This window comes from Streptomyces griseorubiginosus (assembly GCF_001514195.1).
GTDB classification, from domain to species: Bacteria; Actinomycetota; Actinomycetes; order Streptomycetales; family Streptomycetaceae; genus Streptomyces; species Streptomyces griseorubiginosus.
This window is the reverse complement of the sequence record NZ_KQ948735.1, coordinates 751094-773959: the sequence shown is the minus strand read 5'-3', so window position 1 is coordinate 773959 and position 22866 is coordinate 751094. Positions and strand designations below refer to the sequence as shown.

The 22866-nt window shown below is 72.9% G+C and carries 8 protein-coding genes; all 8 read left to right on the top strand.

Going from position 1 to position 22866, the window contains the following annotated elements; genetic code table 11:
* The first annotated feature begins 17 nt into the window (after positions 1-17).
* The 8 genes from AQJ54_RS09870 to AQJ54_RS09835 are packed head-to-tail and all read left to right on the top strand — an operon-like array spanning position 18 to position 22861.
* Entirely contained in the window at positions 18-500 is a 483-nt protein-coding gene (locus AQJ54_RS09870; RefSeq protein ID WP_062236078.1) for a type VII secretion system-associated protein, read from the top strand.
* A complete protein-coding gene (locus AQJ54_RS09865) occupies positions 500-3118 on the top strand; it encodes an AAWKG family protein (RefSeq protein WP_062236075.1) in 2619 nt (872 codons plus the stop codon). The genes AQJ54_RS09870 and AQJ54_RS09865 overlap by 1 nt, the downstream gene beginning before the upstream one ends.
* 7 nt (positions 3119-3125) lie before the next feature.
* The gene (locus tag AQJ54_RS09860) at positions 3126-3596 is read left to right on the top strand and encodes a YbaB/EbfC family nucleoid-associated protein (RefSeq protein ID WP_062236072.1); all 471 of its coding nucleotides are present in this window, start codon (positions 3126-3128) and stop codon (positions 3594-3596) included.
* The gene (locus AQJ54_RS09855; protein WP_062025081.1) at positions 3589-3933 is read left to right on the top strand and encodes a hypothetical protein; all 345 of its coding nucleotides are present in this window, start codon (positions 3589-3591) and stop codon (positions 3931-3933) included. The genes AQJ54_RS09860 and AQJ54_RS09855 overlap by 8 nt, the downstream gene beginning before the upstream one ends.
* Before the next feature lie 7 nt (positions 3934-3940).
* Positions 3941-19849 carry a hypothetical protein gene (locus tag AQJ54_RS09850; protein ID WP_062236071.1) on the top strand — a complete coding sequence of 5303 codons (15909 nt, stop codon included), beginning with the start codon at positions 3941-3943 and terminating at the stop codon, positions 19847-19849.
* On the top strand, positions 19846-20601 hold the full coding sequence (locus AQJ54_RS09845; RefSeq protein ID WP_079069800.1) for a type VII secretion system-associated protein: 756 nt from the start codon (positions 19846-19848) through the stop codon (positions 20599-20601). The genes AQJ54_RS09850 and AQJ54_RS09845 overlap by 4 nt, the downstream gene beginning before the upstream one ends.
* The gene (locus tag AQJ54_RS09840) at positions 20598-21668 is read left to right on the top strand and encodes an RICIN domain-containing protein (protein WP_062236067.1); all 1071 of its coding nucleotides are present in this window, start codon (positions 20598-20600) and stop codon (positions 21666-21668) included. Before AQJ54_RS09845 ends, AQJ54_RS09840 begins: the two co-directional genes overlap by 4 nt.
* Entirely contained in the window at positions 21665-22861 is a 1197-nt protein-coding gene (locus tag AQJ54_RS09835; protein WP_062236064.1) for an RICIN domain-containing protein, read from the top strand. Before AQJ54_RS09840 ends, AQJ54_RS09835 begins: the two co-directional genes overlap by 4 nt.
* Positions 22862-22866: the final 5 nt, after the last annotated feature.

Genomic DNA, 22866 nt, shown 5'->3' with positions numbered 1-22866 from the left:
CGGGAGCACCGACGACCATGGCGGACCTCACCCATCTCGACGGCCCCGCGCTCCAGCGCTTCGTCGACAACGACCTCGCCGACTTCCTCACCGCGCTCAAGGCGATCCGCCGGGACAGCACGGCGGACACCGGCGGGATCCGGGCGCTGCGCAGCATCGTGGACGGGGCGACCACGCCGGACTCGCTCCAGCAGAACCAGGCGCTGGCCATCGGCTCGATGGGCGCCGACGACTTCCTGCACGGCAAGTCGCTGCTGACCGCCGCGACGGGCGCCGCCAAGAGCGTGGACGCCGTCCTCGCGCAGCATGTGAACCTGTTCGGGGACATCGAGCGGGACATGAAGCAGACCATCCGCACCATGCTGAACGCCCAGGGCAGCAGCCTGCACTCCATCGGCGCGGAGCAGATGCTGGACGTCTTCTCCGACGTCGACGAGGGCATGAGCGAGAACCCCGGGGACCAGACCACCTCCTCCGGCCACCACGAAGACGGCAACTGATGCCCTACGACCAGGACGACTACTGGGGCCAGGCGGTGACGCTGTTCACCGGCTACCCCATGCCCAGCCGGGCGACCCTCTTCGACAAGCTGAAGAGCAAGGAGGGCATCCCGCTGTTCCGCATGGACATCCGCTCGGAGTCCATGCGGAAGCTGTCGGACGCCGACTACACCGCGATCAGCGGCTGGCACGTGGCGAGCGGCGACGACTACATCCTGACGTTCGTCGGGACGTCCGGGGGCAAGGACGGCTCGGGGCACAAGAGCGACGACTTCAACCTGTACAAGGCGCACATCGTGTTCATCGGGGTGTTCCTGGACGGCAACGGCCGCGCCCGGCTGCTGGACGCGGGCGAGACCTTCTCGGGCACACCCTTCACGGGTCACTACGGCGACCAGTGGGACAACACCACGCTGGGCCAGTACGTCAGCGGGGCGAAGGCCGCCCTCGACGCGCTCGCGGCGGACAGCGCGCACAGCACCGCCGGGTTCTCGTTCAACGGTGCCTCCGTGGCCGACAAGGACGCGGTCAAGCTCAAGTCGTTCGAGCAGACCGCCCAGTCCTTCGACCGGGCGAAGAAGTTCTTCGCGGACCAGGCCGTGGTGCTCAAGCAGTGGGAGGACTCCCTCGGCGGCGACGACAGCGCCTGGCAGGGGCAGGCGGCGGGTGTCTTCCGCGACCTGGTGCACCAACTGCGCAAGAACTACGACGCCTACGTGGAGCAGATGGGCGGTGCCACGTACACCGCGCAGAACACCTCGCTCGACTACTACACCCCGCGCTCCCCGTACTCCGACGCCCTGATCAAGGCCCAGAAGGACCTGTGGCGGCAGACGCTCGTGCTGCGCACCGCGTGGATCGCCTGGGCGAACACCGGCCGGCACGACCCGCACCGGGGCCTGCTGGAGATACTCGACGAGCTCACCGCGTGGGTCCTGGCGAACAACGTCCACCAGGTCGGCACGCGTCAGGTCCAGGGCAGCCCCCGTTACGAGGCCACCTCCGCCTTCAAGCAGAGCCATCCGGTCTACGGCAACCTCAACGACGTCAACAACTGGAAGAAGGTCGGCGAGGCGGCCGTCCAGCGCTGGACGACGTACATCGAAAGCCAGTTGATCCCGTTCGCCAAGCAGGCGATGTCCGACCTGAACAACGCGTGGATCGCGGCGATCGACCCGCTGGAGGAGCCCCTGGACGCGAAGGACACCTCGTCCCTGACCGACCAGTTCGAGCACCACCAGAACGGCGACGACGAGGGCAACGGCTCGACCGACGACTTCCGCCGGAGTCTCGACGACGCGCTGAACAACCTCAACACGGGGATCAACAACAGCATCTCGGGCCTGGGCGACAACCTCTCCGGTGTCGGCGACGGCCTGAACGGGCTCGGCGACAGCCTGACCGGTCTCGGCGACAACCTGGGCACCGGGCTGAACGACCTGACCACGGGCCTCGGTGCCGGGCTGAACGGCCTCACCTCCAACCTGGGCGCGGGCCTCGGCAACCTCAGCGACCTGAACACCGGGCTGACCAGCAACCTGGGCGACGGCCTGAACCTGGGCTCCGGACTGGGGACCGGCCTCACCAACCCCGGGGGCGGCACCACCACCCTGAACCCGGACGGCACGCTCACCACGACCTATCCGGACGGCTCGGTGAGCATCTTCGACCCGAGCACCGGCAAGGTCACCACCACGACCAAGGACGGCAAGTCCACGACCACGGACCTGGACGCCGGGGACAGCGTCACCAACCCCGACGGCAGCGTCACCACGCTCAACCCGGACGGCACCCTCACCACCAAGTACCCCGACGGCACGGTCACCACGGTCGACCCGGCCACCGGCGTGGCGACCACGACGGACCCGGACGGCCACGTCACCACCACCGACCTCGGCAGCGGTCTGAGCGGCCTCGGCGATCCCGGCCACGGCCTGGACCTGGGCGACCTCGACGACTTCGACCACCTGAGCGACAGCCTCGGCAGCCTGAACAGCAACCTCAGCGGCCTCTCCCACTCCCTGGGCACGGGCTCCGGCACCCCGCTGACCTCCGGCCTGACCGGGCTGGACGGCCTCGGTTCGCTCAGTGGTCCCGGCAGCCTCGGGGGCGGTACGACGGGATCGAACGGCCTGCTCGGGCCGTCCTTCGAGGGATACGACGACTCCCCCTACACCTCGGGCGCGCTCGGCGCCCCGACCGGCACCTCTGCCGGGTCCGCCGAGTCCGGTGCCGCGAACGGCATGCCGATGATGCCGATGGGCGGCATGGGCGGTGCCCCGGGCGCGGCCGGGGGCCAGTCCGGCACCGGCGAACGGGTCCGCAACGTGCTGACCGAACCGGGAGCCGGCGGCCCCCTGGGTGGCCGCTCGCGCCGCACCGGCAGGAACCGGTCCACGGAGGACGACGAGGCCGAGGGGACGACGACCGGGCGGGCCAGGGTCAGCACCAGTTCGACGGGCTCCCCGTTCGCCCCGCAGTCCGACGCGGGTCGCCGGGACGGCCGTAGGACGGAGAGCTCCGGCGCCGAGGAGCGGGCCAGCTGGCTCGCCGACGAGGAGGACGAGGACGTGTGGGGCGCCGACGAGGGCGGGGCGCCCTCGGTGATCGGGCGGTGAGCGGGCGGTGAGCGGGTCCTCCTACGAGCAGCGGCTCGCCGAGGCGATGGCCGAACTGGACGCCACCCGGGCGGCGGTGGCGCGGGCGGAGGCCGAACTCGCCGAGTCCGCCGTCACCGTACGGTCCAAGGACCGCAGTGTGGAGGTCACCGTGGGCCCGCAGGGCGAGTTGACCGGGCTGCGGTTCCTGGAGGACCGGTACCGGACCATGGCGGCCGGGCAGTTGGCCGCGAGCGTGCTGGAGGCGGCGGCCGAGGCGCGCGGACTGATGGCACGTCAGGTCATGGACCTCTTCGAGCCGTTCACCCTGCCCAGCGAGCGGGTGCCGGAACTGACCGGGGTCGACGTCGACTGGGCGAGGGTCTTCGGCCCGGCCGTCCTGGAGGACGGCCCCGGCCGGGACGCCGGACGCCGCCGGCACGACGACATCGCCGACGAGATCACCGAGGACCCCGAGGAGGAGCACCGCCATGGCTGACAGCAACGCCTACTTCGCCGACCCCGGCCGCATCCAGGCCGGGGTCCGGCAGGTCGACGCGATCAGTTCGCTGGCCCAGGAGATGGTGCGGGACTTCGTGTCCGCCGTGAACCTCACCCGTGACTGGCCCGGCCAGGACGACGAGTTCGCGCGCGAGGTCAAGCCGCAGGAGAAGTCCGAGCGGGAGTCGGTCACGGACACCGGCCAGGCGGTCACGGACGCGATCGTGGGCGTCGCCAACGGCACCCACAGCAACCTCCAGAACATCCTCGGCACCCAGAACGGTGTCCTGGACGCCATCCACGAGTCCGCCGCGAACGGCCCCGGAAGGCACTGAACCGTCCATGGCCATCCACGTCTCGCCCGAGGTCAACAACCTGCTGCTGCTTCTCATCGGCGAGAAGATGCTCCAGGCGGACGAGGACAAGGCCTACCGGAGCCACGAGCCGTACGACCGTCTCGGCAAGCAGCTCACCAAGCTGTCCGAGCTGATCGAGGACTCGGTGATCGAGGTCGGCCGCTCGCTGCCGCCGCAGGTCGCCACGCGGTACGTCCGCGCGATGAACATGTTCGTCGACGACGGCGGCCGCAACTACCTCAAGGAGTTCGCCGACGAGCTGGACGTCGTCGCCCGGGGGCGGGTCGAGACGTCCATCAACATCACCGAGGCGAAGTGGCAGATCATCGCCGAGATCGTCCGGCTGCTCATCGAACTCGCCGTGATCCTGGTGATGTCCGTCTTCAGCGGCGGCGCGACGGCCGGGAAGGCGGCGGTCGCGCGGGCACAGAGCCGGGTGACGATCCTGGCGATCCTCGACCAGCTCATGAAGCGCACGCATCTGATGCCGAGCCTGAGCGAGGCGTTCGACGAGGCGTTCACGACGTTCGCCGTACGGCTGGCGCTGATCGCGTTCGGTCCCGACGGGCGGCGGCCGAAGGGGTTCGACTGGTCGCAGATCCTCCAGGACGCCGTGTTCGGCGGCCTCACCGGGATGTTCCACGGGGTGTTCGAGGGGGTCGCCGACCGGCTGCGGAACTTCTTCCGGCGCAGCCATCTCGACGACACGGTGTTCAAGAAGTTCGACGAGGACGTACTGACGAAGGTGGACCGGGGGCGGGCGGACCTGCCGTCGTCCGCCAACAACCGGGACTTCGGCAACAGGGACATCGGCAAGCGGGATCTCGGCAACAGGGATCTCGGCAACCGGGACACCCACGACCGGGGCGGCTTCGGCGACGGCATCGGGGACGCGGTGGCGGAGGGGGCCGCCGAGACCTTCGGCGAGTTCGTCACCGTCGGCCTGTTCACCGGGAGTTGGGCGCTCAGCGGCGACACGTTCCTGACGGCGACCGGCAGCGCGCTGTTCATGGGCATGGTGTTCGCCGGGGTGGCGAAGTTCGGGTCGCAGTTCAACATCCACCTGGACACGAACGCGATCAACGACGTACGGGCGCTGGACGCGGACGCGGCGGTGAGCACGCCTGGCACGAAGGACACACCGGCCCACGACACGGTGTCCGAGGGCGAAGGGGCCCGCCAGGAGGCCCGGTCGACGACTCCGGCGCCGGTCTCCTCGGGCGGCTCCTCCGGTGCGCCGGCTCCCTCACCCCAGCCCAGGAACATACCGACGACCAGCGCGAACACGGCCAAGGCGGACGACACCGAAGAGTCCCCGGTGCACGACGTCCTCAGCGAGAGCGAGGGCAGCGGAAGCGAAGACACGGGACAGCAGGGCCAGTTGACCGCCCCGACGTCCACTTCCTCGGGCGGCCGGCCGCATGCGCCGAGCACCTCGCCCCAGCCCCGGCACACGCCCACCCTCAGCCGGGACGAGCAGAGCGGCACCCCGGAGACCGACCCGACCTCGGAGACCGTCCCGACACCGGTGACGGCGACCGCCTCCCACGCCCCGACGCCCTCGTCGACGACCGGCACCCAGGCGCCCGCACCCACCACTGCCTCCGCGGCCCCTGCCTCCGCGGCCCCTGTCTCCGCAACTCCGGTGAGCCCCTCCCCCACCGCCTCCCAACCCCGCCCCGTCACTCAGACCGTCCCGTTCCCCGGGCACGAGGAAGGCCTCCGTGTGCTGGACGTCGTCGGTGACGGTGACTGTTTCTTCACCTCGCTGCTCGCCGGCCTGCACCACCAGGGCCACGGCTCTGCACTGACCGCGATGGACGTCCCTGAGCTGCGGCAGCACGCGGCGAACAGGTTCCAAGGGTCCGAGCGGTACCAGGAGCTGAACCGGCGGGACGCCCTGGACGTCCTGGTCCAGGACCTCGACGCTGACATGCTGTCGGTGGTCCTGAACACACCACCCCCGCTCCTGTCCCGCCGGCAGAACGAGATCGTCGACAACCAGCTGCGCGACAACCTCTACCGCGACGAACTCCGGCAACGCCTCGCCCCCGCCGACCGGGCCGTCCTCGCGGACCTGGACCGGGCCACGATCCGCGCCCTGCTGCCGGGATACCAGCCGGACGTGCGCAGGGTGCCGCCTGCCGACCGCGAGCCACTGGTCGAGGTACAGCAGGCGATCGCGATGCGCGCCCAGCTCCGGGAGGCACTGACGGGCGACGACCCCGAGCTCGCCGGACGGCTCTGGAACCGGCTGCTGGAGACGCGTTACCCCCGGTGGGCCCGGCAGGGTCCCCACCTGGCCGACTTCCGGGGCCGCGGGCTCGGCGACCTGGTCACCGACTCGATCCGCAGCACGGACCTGTGGGCGACGCCGTTCTTCGACTACGCGCCCTCCGAGGTCGCCCACGCGCTCGGCCTGAATCTCACCGTCGTACAGCACGAGGACGGCAACACCTGGGGCACGCCCGTCAACTCCGGTGCGGGCAGGACGGTCTACCTCCACTACAACGGCCGCGACCACTACTCCGCGATCGAGAACTCCCCCGCCCCCGCCCCGGCCCCGGAGGCACCCGCCGAGGAGCCCTTCGTGCGGCCGGCGACCACCAGCAGCGACCGTGCGGAGGAGCTGGTCGCCCTCCTGCGCGGGCAGGACGGCCTCGACGTCGAGGACCGCACCCTGGACCGGCTGCGTACCCTGAGCTCCACGACCGTGGACGCGCTGCTGGGCGGCGGGGGCAAGGGCGCGAAGGGCGCCAAAGGTGCCGAGGGTGCCAAGGGCAAGGGCAAGCCTCCGAACAACCCGCCGGGCGGCAAAGGCGGCAAAGGCGGCACCAGCGGGCAGGGCGGCAAGGGGGCAAAGGGTGGAAAGGGTGGAACGGGTGGAAAGCCCGCCACCGAGTCCTCCTCCTCAGCCCCGGGTCCCGCCTACAAGACCGTCCTCACCCACCCCGGCTACGCCACCGGCGACCAGTTCGGGATCGCCGCCGCCCTGCACGGCGACCCGAACCTGCACGTCCTGGTGGACAGCGCCGCACCCGGCACGGACTCCCGGGACAAGGGCCCGGAGATCGCCGAGTTCTACCGGTCCAGCGGCATCGCGCCCGAACGCATCCACTTCCAGCAGGGCCCGCACGACAGGACCGCGAAGGAGCGGTCCGAGGAGATCGTGCGGGAGATCAACAAGGGCGCCGAGGACTTCGACAAGCTCAGCAAGACCAAGCTGAGCGCCCTCAGCGTCCCGGTGGGCACCGGGACCACCTGGATCGGCAACCACTTCAGCCATCCGCTGCGGGACAGGATCCGCGAGGGCTGGCGCCTGGACGACGCCGGCTTCCCGCCGGAGGACCGGGCGAAGGTCGCCGCCTGGCTCGCCGGCCGGGGCATCACCGTGGAACCCGGCCGCAAGGTGATCGTCCTGTGGTCCCGCTTCAGCGGCAAGCGCGGCGACATCCATGTCGAGCACGACACCAGCTACACCGGCATGGACCAGCTGCTCACCGGCATCCACGAGCGCACCAAGGACGACCCGCCCGGACCGCTCGTCATCATCGCGGGCGACGCCAAGGTCAACCCCCGGCGCCCCGACCACTATCCGGCCCTCACGGCCAAGCACTGGAACAACGGCCTGGCCGTCCACGACCTCACCGACTTCTGGACCGACCGGGAGGGCGTGGCCACTTGGGGCGGCGACACCCGCACCGGCCAGATGCGGCTCTACGAGTACCTGAACCGCCAGAGCGAGGGCGAACTCAAGCACCTCGGCTTCCGCAGCGGAAACCTCGAAGCGATGGCGCTCTCCGGCCACCAGGTCAGGTACCTGGAGGAGCCTGGCTCCATCGGCGGCGAGCGGATGGCCAAGTGGCACGCGGTCAACTCCAAGTCCGCCGTGAAGACGGGCTACGAACGCATCACCATCGTCCGGCCGCCCACGCTCTCCGGGCAGATCGCCGTCGAGGCGCAGGCCGTGTGGGAGCAGACCAAGGAACTGCACGGCAAGACGCCGACCCCAAGCCAGAAGGACGAACTCAAGAACCTGGAGACGGAGTTCAAGCACCCCGCCTGGGTCGTCGGCAAGAACAACAGGCGCGGCGCCGAGAAGCCCTACAAGGACCCCGGGAACAGGGGCTTCCACGACGACGACGTCAAGGAGATCACCAAGTACCTGGTCGGCGGCCCGCGCCCGGAACCCACCCGCCTGGTGAGCCGCCCGGTCACCGGCGGCGGGAAACTCCGGACGCTCGCCGCCGGTGACGTGCCCGACTCGGCCGTCAATGGCTACGGCCTAGGCGAGGCGCGGGGCCAGGCCTCCTTCACCCCCGCCGACTGGTCGCGCCGGGAGAGGCGCTACCCGACGGTGACCACCACGGACGACTACTCGGACCACCGCCCGCAGCGCGGGGTGCTCGTCGGCGGCCCCAAGGACGTGCCCTGGAAGAACAAGAAGGTGTCGTTCTTCGCGGCGCACGGCAAGCCGACCCGGGTCGAACTCGCCCTGGACCAGCGCTACAAGGACGGCCGTCCCCAGGAGGACGGGGTGCACACGGTCACCGTCAGCGGGCGGGAACTGGGCCGCTACATGGTCCGCTGGGGCGGGCTCGGCCCCGACGGTGAGCCGATCGTCCTCTACTCCTGCTCCACCGGCGCCTCCCCCACCCACGGCGGGCTGCCGGTCGCCCAGCATGTCGCCAACGTGACGGGCCGCCCGGTGTACGCGCCGACCACCAAGGTCGGTACGGCGCTGGACGGTTCGGGCCGGGTCCGGCCGATCCTCGACGTCGAGTCGGAGACCGGCGAGGTCGAACCGGGCCGTTGGCGGCTGTTCCTGCCCGAGCCGTCCGGCCCCGATCTCACCGCACTGGCCCGCGCGGCCGGGCAGCACGAGGGCGACGGCGAGCCGGACCCCTTCGCCGCCCTGCGCACCCTCCAGTTCGTCCGCACCCTGCGCGGCACCACCGGCCTCGACACCGGCTCCGACCACGAACTGCTGCGCGGCCTCGGCGCGTTGGAGAGGCTGCGCTGGCACCGCGACGCCCCGCCCCGCTACACCGACGCCCGGATGACCCCGGACCTGCTCACCCGGATCACCCGCGGCACCTTCCGGCTGCCCGACACGGTCGGACCCACCCCGGAGCAGTACCGTGCCGTCCTCGCCGCCGCCGTCACGGCGGCCCCGGGGACGGCGCCCGACCGGCTGCCCGTCCAGGGCGCACCGGCGGGCGGCGCGGGGGTCGCACACGGGACCGGGCCGGGCGCCGACGAGGGCGGCCCCGCCCGCGACCCTCTCTGGGAGGGCGGCGGCAACGGCAGCAAGAAGGCGAGCGGGTCCGGCGCCTCCTCGTCCAAGCTGTCCAAGGAGGAGAAGGCCGCCCTCCACGCCAAGAAGGCGGACCCCGACCCGGGTCTGAAGAAGGTGCTGCACCACCCGGGTTATGCGACCGGCGACCAGTTCGGCATCGCCGCCTACCTTCTCGCCGACGAGAACCTGCACGTCGTGGTCGCGAGGGATCCCCTGAACGGGCGTGACCGCAGCACGAACATCGCCGAGTTCTACCGGGCGAGCGGCATCGACGCCAGCCGTGTCCACGAAGTGGAGGTCACGCCCGAGACCGACGGCGACGCCCACGCCAAGCGGATCTTCGACGAGCTCAACTCCGAGGTTCTGAGGGACCGGCAGCCCCTGTCGAAGTCCAAGCTCAAAAGCCTCGTCCTCGGGGTGGGCGCGGGCACGGAGTGGATCACCGACAACTTCTCCACGGAGGTGCGGGAGCAGGTCCGCGCGGGCTGGCGGCTGGACGACGCCGGGTTCCCCGGGGAGGAGCAGGACAAGGTCGCCGCCTGGCTCGCCACCAAGGGTGTCCAGGTGGAGCCCGGCCGCAAGGTCATCGTGCTGTGGTCCCGTTTCAGCGGCAAGCGCGGGGACGTCCATGTGGAGCACGACACCAGCTACAAGGGCATGGGCCAGATCCTGCGCGGCATCCGCGACCGTACGAAGGACGACCGGCCCGGACCGCTCGTCGTCATCACGGGGGACGCCCGGGTCGACGACGGGCGCCGCCCGCGCTATCCGGACCTGGTCCGCGACCCCGAACTCGCCGGTCTTGCCGTGCACGACCTCACCGACTTCTGGAACGACCGTGAGGGCGTGGCCACTTGGGGCGGTGACACCCGCACCGGTCAGCTGCGGCTCTTCGAGTACCTGAACCGGCAGAGCGGCGGCGACCTCAAGCACCTCGGCTTCCGCAGCGGCAACCTCGAAGCCATGGCCTTGTCCGGCCACCGGGTCAACTACCTGGAGGAGCCCAACAGTTTCGGCGGCGAGCGCATGGCCAAGTGGAACAGCGACAACGACAAGTCCAAGGCCACGCTGAAGACCGGTTACGAGCGGATCGTCCTCGACCGGCCGCCCACGCTGTCCGGACGGGTCGTGCTGGAGGCGCGGGCCGTGTGGGAGCAGAGGAAGGAACTCCACGGCAAGACGCCGACCCCGAGCCAGAAGGAGGAACTCAACGGCCTGGCCGAGGACTTCAAGCACCCCGCGTGGGTACGGGCCGGCCACGAGGTGCGCAGGCACACGAAGTCCCAGCAGGAGCAGACGACCAAGGGCTTCAGCACCCCGGACATCGACAAGATCGTCACCGCTCTGCTGACCCCCGCCCCCGCGACGGACGCCGAGACCCCGGTCCACGGCGCGGTCACCGAGGGACTCGACGGCACCGTGCACACCAGCGGCCACCGGCGTTTCAACGAGTCTCCTGTCGTCGGGGACGGCGACTGCTTCTTCCGGGCGCTCCTGGACAGCACACGGCTCCAGGACCCGCAGGCCGCCCCGCTCGGCGAGAACGTGCGCGAGCTGCGGAACCGGGCGGCCGACGCCTTCACCGGCACGGCGGAGCACACCCTCCTCAACCGGCACGACGCGCTGGAGGAGTTGACCCGCGACCTCAGCACCGCCCAACTGCGCCGGATCATGGGCGGCCCGCTGCCCCCTCTGCCCGCGCCGGTCCTGGCGAGGATCGAGGAGCGGCTCACCGACGCCATGTACCGGGCGGAGCTGCGCCGCCGGACCGACGCCGCCGACAGCGGTGTCCTCGCCGACCTCCCCCGAGCGGCGGTCCGTGCCCTGCTGCCCGGCTACCGCCCCGACCCCGCCGACGCTCCGGCCGCCGACCGGGACCGGCTCATGGACGCGGCCCGGCGCGAGATCCTGCGGCCACTGCTCCAGGAGCGGCTCACGCAGGGCGGCCCGGCCGCCGAGACGGCGTGGCGCACGCTCCTGGAGGTCGGCTACCCGAGGTGGGCCCTGACCGGCCCGCGGCTGGACGCCGTACGCAGGCACGGGGTGGGCGATCTCGTCGCCGACTCCCTGCGGGACGTGAACCTGTGGAACACGCCCTTCTTCGACCACGCCCCCGGCCTGGTGGCGCGGGCGCTCGGCGTACGGCTGGTGGTCGTCCGCAGCGACGGCGGCCCGGACCAGGAGTACAACCCGGACGGCACCAGGACCGTCCACGTCCTCTACAACGGGGTCGACCACTACTCGGCGCTGGCCCCCGCGGAGGGTGACGGTACGACCGAGGCGCCGCCGAGTCCGGCCGGCCCCGAAGCCGTCGCGCCCGTGACCGACCACGACGACATCCTGGACTCCGCAACCTCCCAGGACCTGACCGACCTCGTCGCCTTCCTCCGCGCCCAGGTCCCGGACACCACGAACCGCACGCTCGACGGCCTGAGCCGCCTCACCCCCGGCACCCTCGCCGCCCTCCGCGCCTCCCGCGGCGAGACGCCCCCGCCGCCCCGCGACCCGGCCACCGAACTCCCCACCACTGTCGACCCGTTCGCCGACATCGAGGCGGAACTCGACACCCACCGCCCGCCCCGCCTCGACCGCTCGCTGCTGCCGCCCCCGCCCGCCGGGAGGACCGTCACCTTCACCGACGGCAGCGCCCTCCCCTCCCACCTCGACGAAGGGGCGTACGGCCACAGCCGGGCACGCCTGCGCGGCACGGACCAGGTGGTGCGGGAGATCGGCGAGCGTGCCGCGCTCCCCGAGGACGTCCGGGTCCGGCTGGAGCGGGCGCTGCGGGCCACCCCGCAGGCCTTCCACGGCGACGGCTGGCTGTCACCGCCGTTCACCGACTCCCGCGGCCGGACCCGGGTGATGCGGGTGCGGACCCGCCCGCACGGGGTGTGGGAACGCTTCACCGACGCACACGGCGTGCCGGTCAAGGTGGACGCCGGGCACCGCAGCCAGGTCACCTCGGGCCCGAGCCGGACAGTCGCCCAGACCAAGCGGCTCGCGGGCTCGCTCCCGATCGGTCCCCCGGCGGGCCCGGTGGCCTACGGCAGGGTCGGCGGCGCGGTGAGCTACGGGCGGTCGTACGACTACGCGATGCAGGACCAGACCCTCAGCCAGGTGGAGACCCGCCGGCTCGACGGCTCCCATCTCCACCTGGACGACGTGCAGTACGAGGTGTCCTTCGAGGGCGCCCCGACCGCCACCCGCAAGGACCGGCTGCCGCGTGGATTCGCCACCGGGGAGGGGCACTTCACCTTCGGCGTGCGCAACGGACTGACCCTGCGCCTGCCCGAGGGCGAGACCCGCCCCGGGGAGCCCGGCCCGGTGCCGCGCACCCTGTCGTTGGGCCCCCGGAGCGACTACCGGCTGGTGCACACCGAGGGCTACGGCCCGGTCGAGGCGATCCGCAAGTGGGCGCTGGACCGCACCGGCGCCCGGCCCGGCAGCAGCGCCCACCAGGAGCTCTCCGGCTTCTTCAGCACCGACACCTTCCACCGCATGGCCGACCGCCTGGCCCGCGGCAAGGTCCCCACCCGGCAACTGCTGGGCGAGGACAAGTCCCGTTCACCGCTCGGCGCGTTCGTCGTGGAGAAGGTCGTCCCGGGCCGTGCGGAGCTGCTGACCGAGACCGAGGCGGCCGAACTCCGCAACACCGTCCAGCAGACCGTGAAGAACGAACGCGGACTGACCAAGTCGTACGGCTTCGAGGTCAGCGGCAGCATCGGCCCGAGCGTGGACCTCGCGAACAACGGGCCCTTCTCGGTACGGCTGTTGGCGGGCGCGGTGGGCCGGTACGCGCGCGGGATCACCTCCGGGCAGGTGTTCGGCGGCTCGGGTGGGCGGAAGATCGTGGGCCGGGCGAAGAAGGTGCCGACCGAGCTGTACAAGGTCCACAAGACCGTCTGGGTGCGGCGGACCGGCGACCAGCAGGCCACGCCGTTCCAGACGTGGAGCCTGGACCGGATGACCCGCACCGAGGCGCGCCGGCTCGCGGGCTGGGACGACGGCACGACCCTGCGCAAGCGGCACGGCAACGAGCCGTTGCCGCCCGTCTACCTGACCGACGAGGACCCTGCCGTCCTGGGCATGGCCCGCCCTGAGGCGTTCACCTCGGGGGACTCCGGGGACTCCCCCACGTTGCTCCAGGAGTTCACCGACGAGGTGATCCGGGCGGCCGCCCGCCGCCACCCAGGCCTGATCGCCCCGCTCGCCGAACTGGAGGCGCGGTCCGGGCGGTGGAGCGACCCCGACCGCTACCGGCTCGCCCTCGCCAACACCCTCGCCGTCGTCGACGCCCTCTCGCACCACAGCGTGGCGGGCGGCCTGGAGGCCGTCGTCACCACCGGTCTGCGGATCCCCCTCACCGGCACGGGCCGCTTCGGCCGCTCGCACCGCTACCTGTGGATCGACGGCCGTCTCACCGACCGCCGCTACGAGGGCACCCAGAACGACCTGATCCTGCGCGGCGGTTCCCCGGGCACCGAGCGCCTCGACGGCTCGCAGAGCGGCAGCCGCACCCTGGAGACCGGCTTCGACGCGGGCCTCGCCCTCCGCGACAAGGGCCGCGACAAGCTCGGCGCCCCGAAGAACCTCGGCAACCTCACGGCCGGCCCCCGCTGGGCCTGGCAGAAGGGCCGCAAGACAGGCTACGGCTCCACGGCGTCGTACGAGGGACTCGCGGTCAGCGCGCTCCCCTCCCATCTGCACAGCTACCAGCTGGAGTTGACGGCGAAGAGCGGCGGTTACTGGCGGCCGCGCACCCTGTGGCGCGGGCTGCCCTCCTTCGGGCTGCTCGGCACCGGGCTGTTCGTGCGCGGGGAGCCGGAGACCGACCTGGTCGGCGGCGGGGCGGGCGCGGCGGTACGGGGCCGGGTGCTGCTGTCGGTGCCGGACGAGCACACCCCGGTTTCGGGTCCCTCGGCCCCCCGAACCGCCCCGGACATCGAGGAGTTGACGGGGACGGAGGCCGCAGAGCTCGCCGCCGGGAGCGCGCCGCACGAGGATCCGTTCGGGGACCACCCGTACCAGACGGTGAGCGTCGGCGGGCACAAGAGGCTGGGCGAGCTCGCCGAGGAGGTCATGGGCGCCGCGTCGGGCGGCTCCTGGCACTTCGCCCACCCGGGCGCCCCCGCTCACGACGCGATGGTGCGACCCTTCCAACCCCAGTACCTGGCGGCCGAGTTCGACCAGACCTCGGGCCCCGGCGGCTCCCTCACCGGCGGGCTGTTCGGCAAGGGCCCCTACCTCAACCGGCTCGGCGACCTCGTGCACCGCACCCGGGTGGTCCGACCGGTCGTCGTGTCCAAGCCGGTCAAGGTGGAGACCGAACAGACCCTGGGCAGCGACACCCAGTCCTCCGGGGCGGTCACCACGAGCACGTCCTTCACCGTCACGGGCGGCGGCGGTTACGGCACCACGCACCCCGCGGGTCCGTCCCTCGCCGGGTCCTACGGCTTCCTCGGCCGCTGGGGCCGCTCACGGGGCACCACGCACACCGTCACCCGGACCGTGACCTCCGAACTCGACCGTGACGACGAGAACTTCAAGGTGCTGGTGTCCGGCGACACCCGGCACGAGATCCTCGCCTCCTCCCGCGCCGACGGCGTGCTCTCCCCGGTCCACGACCTCGCGACCCGCTTCCGGGGCGGCTGGGTCGGAAAGCGCGTCACCTTCGCCGCGGACTGGCTGGGCCACCTGCCCGAGAAGGCCGCCCACCGGCTGGGCCTGCTCAGGGACAAACTGGGCGAGGTCCCCCGGTACACCGCGCGAACGTGGTCCCGGCCCGGCTGGCTGCGCGACAACCCGTTCGGCTCCTACCCGGTCAACGCCCTCGACACCACGGCCGTGTTGACCGACTTCGACACCCAGCTGCTCGCACTGAACGCCGACGACGCGAGCCGCGCCCGGGTGCGCTCCCTGCTCACCCCGCGGGCCGTACGAGCGCTGCGGGACCGTATGACGTCCCCCTCGGGGGCCGCCGCACCGGCCCGGATCGGCCGGCTCAACCTGGGCAAGGTGCACTTCGGCGGGCACACGGGTGCGCTCAAGGTCGAACTGATCCAGGGCAAAGAGGAGTTCGACGGACTCGACCACAGCACGACCCTCCAGGACACCCGGGTCGCCGCCGAGACCGTGGAGAGCGGCACGGTGGCCGGGCGCGGCTGGGGCGCGGGGCTGACGGTCGGCGAGGGCATCCGCACGGGGGGCGGCGGAGCACCCGCGTCCGGACCGGCGCTCACCACGTCGGGGTCGGTGGACCGGACGACGGGTACCGCGCGGTCCTCGACGCGCTGGAAGTCGTACGTCTTCTACCCGAACGAGCCGCACGCTGAGTTCGTGACGCCCTACCGGATGCGGCTGACGCTGACGCTCGACGACGGGCGGGTGGCGGAGAGTGTGAAGGAGGTCGGACGGCTGCGGGAGCAGGTGCCGTTGAGTCTGACGGTGCCGGTTCCGGCCCCGGTGGGGGCGGCCGAGCCGGCGGACACCGGTGTGGCTGCCTCCGATCCCCTCGCGCCCCCGGACCTGTCCTCCGGCACCCCGGAGGTCACCGTCTGGCGCTCCGGTGCGGTGACACCCGAAGCGGTCGACGCGTGGCGGGCCGCCGGGCCCGGGTTCTCGCTGCCCTCCAACGGCTTCCAGGTGCGCCGGCTGGTCGGGCGGGACACCGTGCACGCCGTCGCGGAGATGGCGGTGGCGAAGGCGTACGGCACGGAAGGCGCCGTCGGCTCCGGGCGGCTGTCCGGCGACGGCCTGACCGACGCCCGTACGGCCGCCCGCCGCACCCCGCTGACCCGCCCCGGCAGCGCCTCCGCCCTCGCCCTGGACGGCGGCACCGCGGACGCCTCCCTGGCCGCGTTCTTCGGCGACGCGCTCACCCCGGCCGGACACCAGGTCGCCGGGCTCGTGGACCCGTCGCTCGCCGGAGCGCACGGCGAGTTCCGGCTGTACGCCCGTCCCGACTTCACCGGGGCGACGCTGCTGACGGTGGCGCCCGAGAGCACGGTGGAGAGCGCCGAGCGGGAGACCGACGCCTCCGAGGTGTCGGCGGGGCGCACCGAGGTCCACGACTCGACGCTGAGCGGGCAGGCCGTGGTCACCGCGGGTGCCGCGGGCAGTGTGGTCCCGGGGGCCTCGGGGACGGTGGGCAACGCGACGGACACCGACACGGCGAAGGCCGCGGGCGCCGACGGCGTCCAGTCCAACGTCAAGCCGAAGACGGGGAGGTCGTTCCTGTTCGCGATCCCGACGGACTGGCTCGGGGTCGCCGAGGTCGAGCACGACGTGAAGGACAGCGCCGTGGCGACTCTGGTGGGCCGGGCACTCGGCCCCTTCGGACGGGTCCGGCCGGGACCGCGGGCCGTCGAGACCCGGGGGCAGGTGCTCGCCTGGGTCCGCGAGGACGTGGCCCGGCAGCTCGGCCTGATCACCGACACCACCTTCCCGGCCAAGGTCTCCGACGCCTGGTCCCGGGTCACGGCCGCCGGCACGGCCTGGGCCGACGCCGACAAGGCGTACTGGACGACCCGGCGGGCCCTGGGGGAGGCCCGGGAGCGGCATGCGGCCGCGCGGGGGCGGTTGAGGTCCGCCCGGCGGGCGTTGGCGGAGGCACGCGCGGGGGAGGCGGGCAGCAGGGGCGCAGACCCGGAGACGGCGGCCGGGGCCGCTTCAGGGGGCGGGGCCACCCCAGAGGTCGGTGCCGCCCCAGGGGTCGGGGCCACCCCAGGAGTCGGGGCCACCGTGGAGGCACGGGGGGCGGCGGCCGGGGCGGATGTGCGCGGGGCGGGGGCCGGGGGGGATGCAAGTGGGGCGGCGGCCGGGGCGGATGCACGCGGGGCGGGGGCCGGAGCGGATGCACGCGGGGCGGCCGAGGCGGGTGTGCGCGGGACGGCAGCCGGGGGCGGGCGTTCCCTGGAGCCGCTGCGGGCCGACGTGCGGCAGGCGCGGGCCGAACTGCGGGCTGCCGTACAGGAGATGCGCGTGCTGTGGGCCGACCTGGCGCCCCGGCGAGCGGCGGCCGAGGAAGCTGCGGCGGCCTTCCACGGGGTGCGGGCGGCCACGGATCGGCTGACGCGGTGGCATCGGCTGCCCGCGGAGCGGACCGTCGGCGCTACGGAACCGGGCGGCAGCGGAGCCGAGATGCCGGGCCGAGCCGAGACGCCGGGCCGAGCCGAGGTGCGGGGTGGGGTCGAGGAGCCTGCCGTGCCTGTGCTCGAGACATCCGCGGCCACGGCGAAGGCCTCGCCCGACCGCTACACCGAGGCCGAGGACGGCACGCTCACCTCCCCCTCCGGCACTCCGTACACCCTCCTCGACGTACCGGAGGACGGCGACGGCTTCTACCACGCGCTCGCCGAGGGGCTGCACCGCACGGACGCCGGTCTGCCCGGTCATCTCCCCCTGACCGACCGAGCCGGCCTCGTCACCGCCCTGCGCGAGGATCTCGCCGCTGCGCTGGAGTCCGATGCCCACCCGGAGCTGTCGGCGCTCACCGTTCCCGACCGGCAGGACACCTTCACCGACGCCGAACTGGCCGCCGCCGGAGTCGACTTCGGATCTGACACACCCGAGTCCCGAGAACTGGCCGACACTAACGGACGCCTTCCCCTGCACGGCACCCTGTCCGAGTCCGAGCGCCTCGCCCTCACCGCCGCGCAGATCCGCCGTCCCGGTACGTCGGCGTCCGACGCCGGGTGGGATCACGGTGCCGCCGACCTCCTCCCGGCCCTGGCCGCACGGCACTTCGGGGTCACGGTCACGGTCGTACGGGAGGACGGGGGGTTCCAGGACTTCACGCCGACGCCAGGGGAAGCGGGCGGCGCCGAACGTGTCGTACTGCATCTGAGGGACCGTCACTACCGGTTGGCTGTGGCGGAGTCCGGCGTCGACCGTTCTCCGTTGCCCGCACCGGAAGCCGCCCCGCGCCGCCGTACGGTCCCCTTGGAGACGTCCCGCACGCACACCCGCCCCGCCCACACCGCCGCTCCCTGGTCCGCACGTCCCGGGTCCGCCGGCTGGCGCCGCGATCCGGCCGCCGGGCCCGGTACGCTCACCGCCCCCGACGGCACGGTCCACGACCTCGTGGAGCCGACCGGCGACGGCAACAACTTCTGGGCCGCGCTGGCCGCCGAGGACCCGAGGGCCGCTCACGCCTGGGCCGGTCCGCTGCCGTCCGGCGCGGCCCTCGACCGCACGGCGCCCTTCACCGCGGCCGAACTCTCCGACGCCGGGGAGAGTCTGGGCCACGACGGGCGGCCGGTGGCACGGTTCCACGCCACGGCGGGCCGGATCCCGGACGACGTCCCGCTCACCCCGGCGCAGGAAAGCGAGTTGATCCGCACCCAGGTGCGCACCGCCCGCCGCTGGAACACCGCGACGACGGGCACCGCCGCCCGGATGGCGGCCGACGCCACCGGGGCCACGGTGCGGATCGTCGCCGAGGACGGTTCGACCCGTTCCTTCCCGCCGGCCGGGCGCCCGTCCGGCGACCGCACGATCACCCTCCACCAGCGCGGCGGGGACTTCCTCCCGGCCCGTCCCCGGCCGCCCGCGCCCCCGGTTGGTATCCGCCCGGAGGACCCGGACTTCCAGTCGCTCGAAGTCACCCCCGAGGACACGAAGGGACTCGCGGTGGGCGGCGCGGCCACCACGACCTGGGCCCTGACCCCGGACACCCCGCTCCCGGTCCGCGAACTGGGCCTCGCGGCGGAGGACTTGGGCAAGCTGTTCCAGCGGGTCGGGCATCGACTCGGCCCGGCGGTGACACCGGAGACGGCACGGCGGCGGTTCGGGATGCCCGAGAAGCACTTCGGCAAGTTCCGCAGCCTGGCTCGCGAGCGCGGTCTCGTGATCGACGTCCGCCCGACCAACCCGACGGCGGCGAAGTGGCTCGACGCGGGCATGCTGCCGAAACCGAAGGAGATCAAGGCCAAGACGATCAACGAACTCGACGTCCGGCTGGGCGCCGAGCCCGGGAACGTCGGCCTGGTCGGCTACTTCAGCCCCGTCCTCCCGGAGCGTGCGGACTCCGACGACGACGCGACCTGGACACGGCTGACGGACCGGTACGCCCAGCGGCAGGACGAATTCCAGCAACTGGCGCCCACCATGCGCGAGTTGGCGGACCAGGACCGGTTCCACGTCCGGGACGGGCTGGTGCTGGGCCACGAGGGCGGCACCTCGGACGGTCCGCTCAAGCCCCTCACCGGCGATCACGACGTCTTCAGCCTGGCGACTCCGGGCGGCGGACGGCTGGACACGCCGACGTACGAGGAGACGGTCGAGGCGATGACCCACAACGACATGGCCGTCACCCACGGCGCGCACCTGTACTGGCGGGCGCCCCGATCGCCGTACAGCGAGGGCGTGTTCCAGAAGATCGTGGCGGCGCACGGCCCGGACGGCGAGCCCCTGATCCGCTTCCGCCCCGAGAACGACACCGCACGCCTGGTCCATTACACCCCCGCGCCGGGTCCGGCGCCGGTCGCCGAACCGCCGGCGATCCCCCGGGACCTGGTCCGGTCGGCACCGCCGCCGGACCGGCCCGGACTCCATGACGACCCATCACCCAGCAGGAACAGCAGGAGCAGTACGTGATCAGCAGCGAGGAAGGGCGGGCCTCCCAACTCCCGCCGAACGCACCGCCGTTGCCGGAGGACGTCCGGGAGGCGGCCCGGCTCGCCCCCGACCACTGGCTCGGGGTCGTCGACCCCGGCTGGCGGGGCGAGGGGCCGCCGCCGCACTGGGCCGTGGTCGGCGAGTGGCGGTCCGGGCTCTCGGGCGAGGTCGAGGAGTGGCAGCCGAACGAGGAGTACCGCCCCTCCCCCGTCTCGCTCGGCTGGCCCGAGCCGACGGACCCGGTGGACGCGGCCGTCCAGGCGGCGGTCACGGGGTACGCCCCGGTCGTGGAGGCCGTGCGCGCCCTGGCCGGCGCGGAGGTCAGCTTCCTCCGCACCGGGGACGGCGTACCTCAGCAGCTCACCTCCCCCGACGGCACCGCGACCGTCCCGGTGTTCACGTCCGACGCCCACCAGCCCTTCGCCCTCTCCCTGACGCATGCCACCCTGCCCGCGACGGCCCTGGCCGCCTATGGCGTGACCCTCACGGTGAATCCGGCGGGGCCGGCCTGTCTGGTGGTGACGGCAGAGGAGGTGCTGGAGGCGGCGGCCGCGGGTGAGGCGGCTTCGGGCCCGGACGCCGGCTCGGACGCCGGCTCCGGCTCGGCTTCCGGCTCGGGCTCAACCTCCAGCTCCGGCTCCGGCTCCGGCCCGACTTTCGGATCGGACGCCAGCTCGGGCCCGGCTTCCGGTTCGACCTCCGACTCCGGTGCAGTGGGAGGTGTCGAATGACGGAGTCGTTCCCCGAACCTGCCGCCGAGACCTCGGCGGAGTCCGCCACCACCCCTTCGCTCCCGCGCCGTCAGCGGGGGCCGTCGGCGATCGCCGAAGCCTCCGCCGCCGTCGCGCGCTCCCAGGCCGAGGAGCCGTCCGGCACCTCCGAGGCGAATGCCGACACGGCCGAGATCGCACCCCCGCTCTCGCCTGCGGCAGCGGAGTTCGCGGCGCTCACCGCCGCGGATCCGGCCCCGGATCAGGCAACCGCCGCAGCCGGCTCCCGGAACACGCGCACGAGCACCTGGTCCGCCCCCACTGTCACCACCGCCCCGCAGACCGCCCCGCACGCCCCCGGCCGGCCCCGCAAGGCCCTCCTCGCCGGCGCCGCCCTACTCGGGGCGCTGCTGATCGCCGTGCCGTTCCTGGTCACCGGTGACGACAGCGACGAGAGCTCCACCCGGGTCGACAGCACCGGCGACACGGCCCTGGGCGACCACTGGACCGGCGACGGCACCGGCACCTTCGGCACCGCCAGTCCCTCCGGTGGCTCCCCCACCCCCCACTCCACGGCGAACCAGGCCACCGGTCAGGTCGTGGAGACCGGGAAGCCGGACAAGGGCGCCCCGACGGACACCGGTACGACGAGCAGCGCGCCAGGACAGCACACGGCTCCCTCCGCGTCGGCCTCCAAGCCCGCCGCCGGCGTCCGTGTCCGCGGCAGCGCGTCCGGCCGCTGCATCGACGTCACCGACGGCAGCACCGCCGAACGCACCCCGCTCCAGATCTGGGACTGCTCGGGTGCCGCCCGGCAGAGCTGGCGGTTCGCCTCCGACGGCACCGTCCGGGCGCTGGGCAAGTGCATGGACGTCGACGGCGGCTCACGCGACGACGGCGCCGCCGTCCAGCTGGTCACCTGCAACGGGACCGGCGCCCAGCGGTTCCGTCTCAACGCGGCCCACGACCTCGTCAACGTCCAGGCCGACAAGTGCGTCGACGTCAAGGACGTGGCCACCGGCAACGGGGCCCGGCTCCAGCTGTGGTCGTGCAACGGCGGCGGCAACCAGAAGTGGAGCACCGCATGACCACCGATCCGACCCGGAGGGACCCGATGACGGCCGCTTCTCCCGAGCCGACGGCAACCGCCACCGCTGCCGCCACCGCTAGCGCTACCGGCAACGCCAGCGAGCCGGACGTGGTGGTCGCGGCGGAGCCGACGCCGGAACCGCCGGTCGGCGCGGTCACCGAACCCGACAGCGCCGAGTCCACGTCCGAGTCCGCACCCGAGCCCGCATCCGCGACGCAGACGGCCCCGGATACGGAACCCTCGCCCGACACCGACACCTCCACCGACACGGACGTCGACACCCACCCCGACGAGGAGGCACACGCCGACACCGCCGCCGAATCCGACCCCGCCCGCCCCCGCAAAGCGCTCCTCGCCGGTGCCGCCATGGCCGGTGCCCTGCTGATCGCCGCGCCCTTCCTCGTCAGCACCGACAGCGGGGAGGAGCACCGTGCCGGCCGGGCCGACACCCTCGCCGACACGGTCCTCGGCGGTCCCGGCGACCAGGAGATCCCGGGCGTCTTCGGCACCGCCAGCCCCTCCCCCGGCGGGCATGTCTCGGCGGGCGCGAAGGACAACGACGTTCAGGGCAAGGGAGGTTCGAAGGCCGCCGTGGGCCCGGGCGCCGGCGCGGCCCCAGCGGCCGGACAGGCTGGACAGGCCGGGGCTGCCGGCTCCGGCGGCGGATCGTCCCCGGGGAAGAAGCCGTCCTCCCCGCACAAGTCCAGCCAATCGTCGACCGGTTCGGGCAGCAAGTCGAACTCCGGTTCCTCAGGCACGAGTTCCGGCACCGGCAAGAGCGGGGGCGGTGCGCCCACGGCCACCGTCACCGCCGTGGCGATCCGTGGCTACGCCTCCGGCCGCTGCATCGACGTCACCGGCGGCTCCGGCAAGGACGGCACCCCCTTGCAGATCTGGGACTGCACGGGAGCGTCCTGGCAGAAGTGGAAGTTCATGCCGGACGGCACGGTCCGTTCCATGGGCAAGTGCATGGACGTGTCCTGGGGTTCGACGGCGAACGGGGCGGCGATCCAGCTGGCGAACTGCAGCGGCAACCAGGCGCAGCAGTTCCGCCTCAACGCGGCCCACGACCTGGTGAGCGTCAAGGCCGACAAGTGCGTGGACGTCAAGGACCAGCTGACGGCCAACGGTTCCGCGCTCCAGCTCTGGTCGTGCGGGGGCACCGCCAACCAGAAGTGGGGCAAGGCGTGACCCGC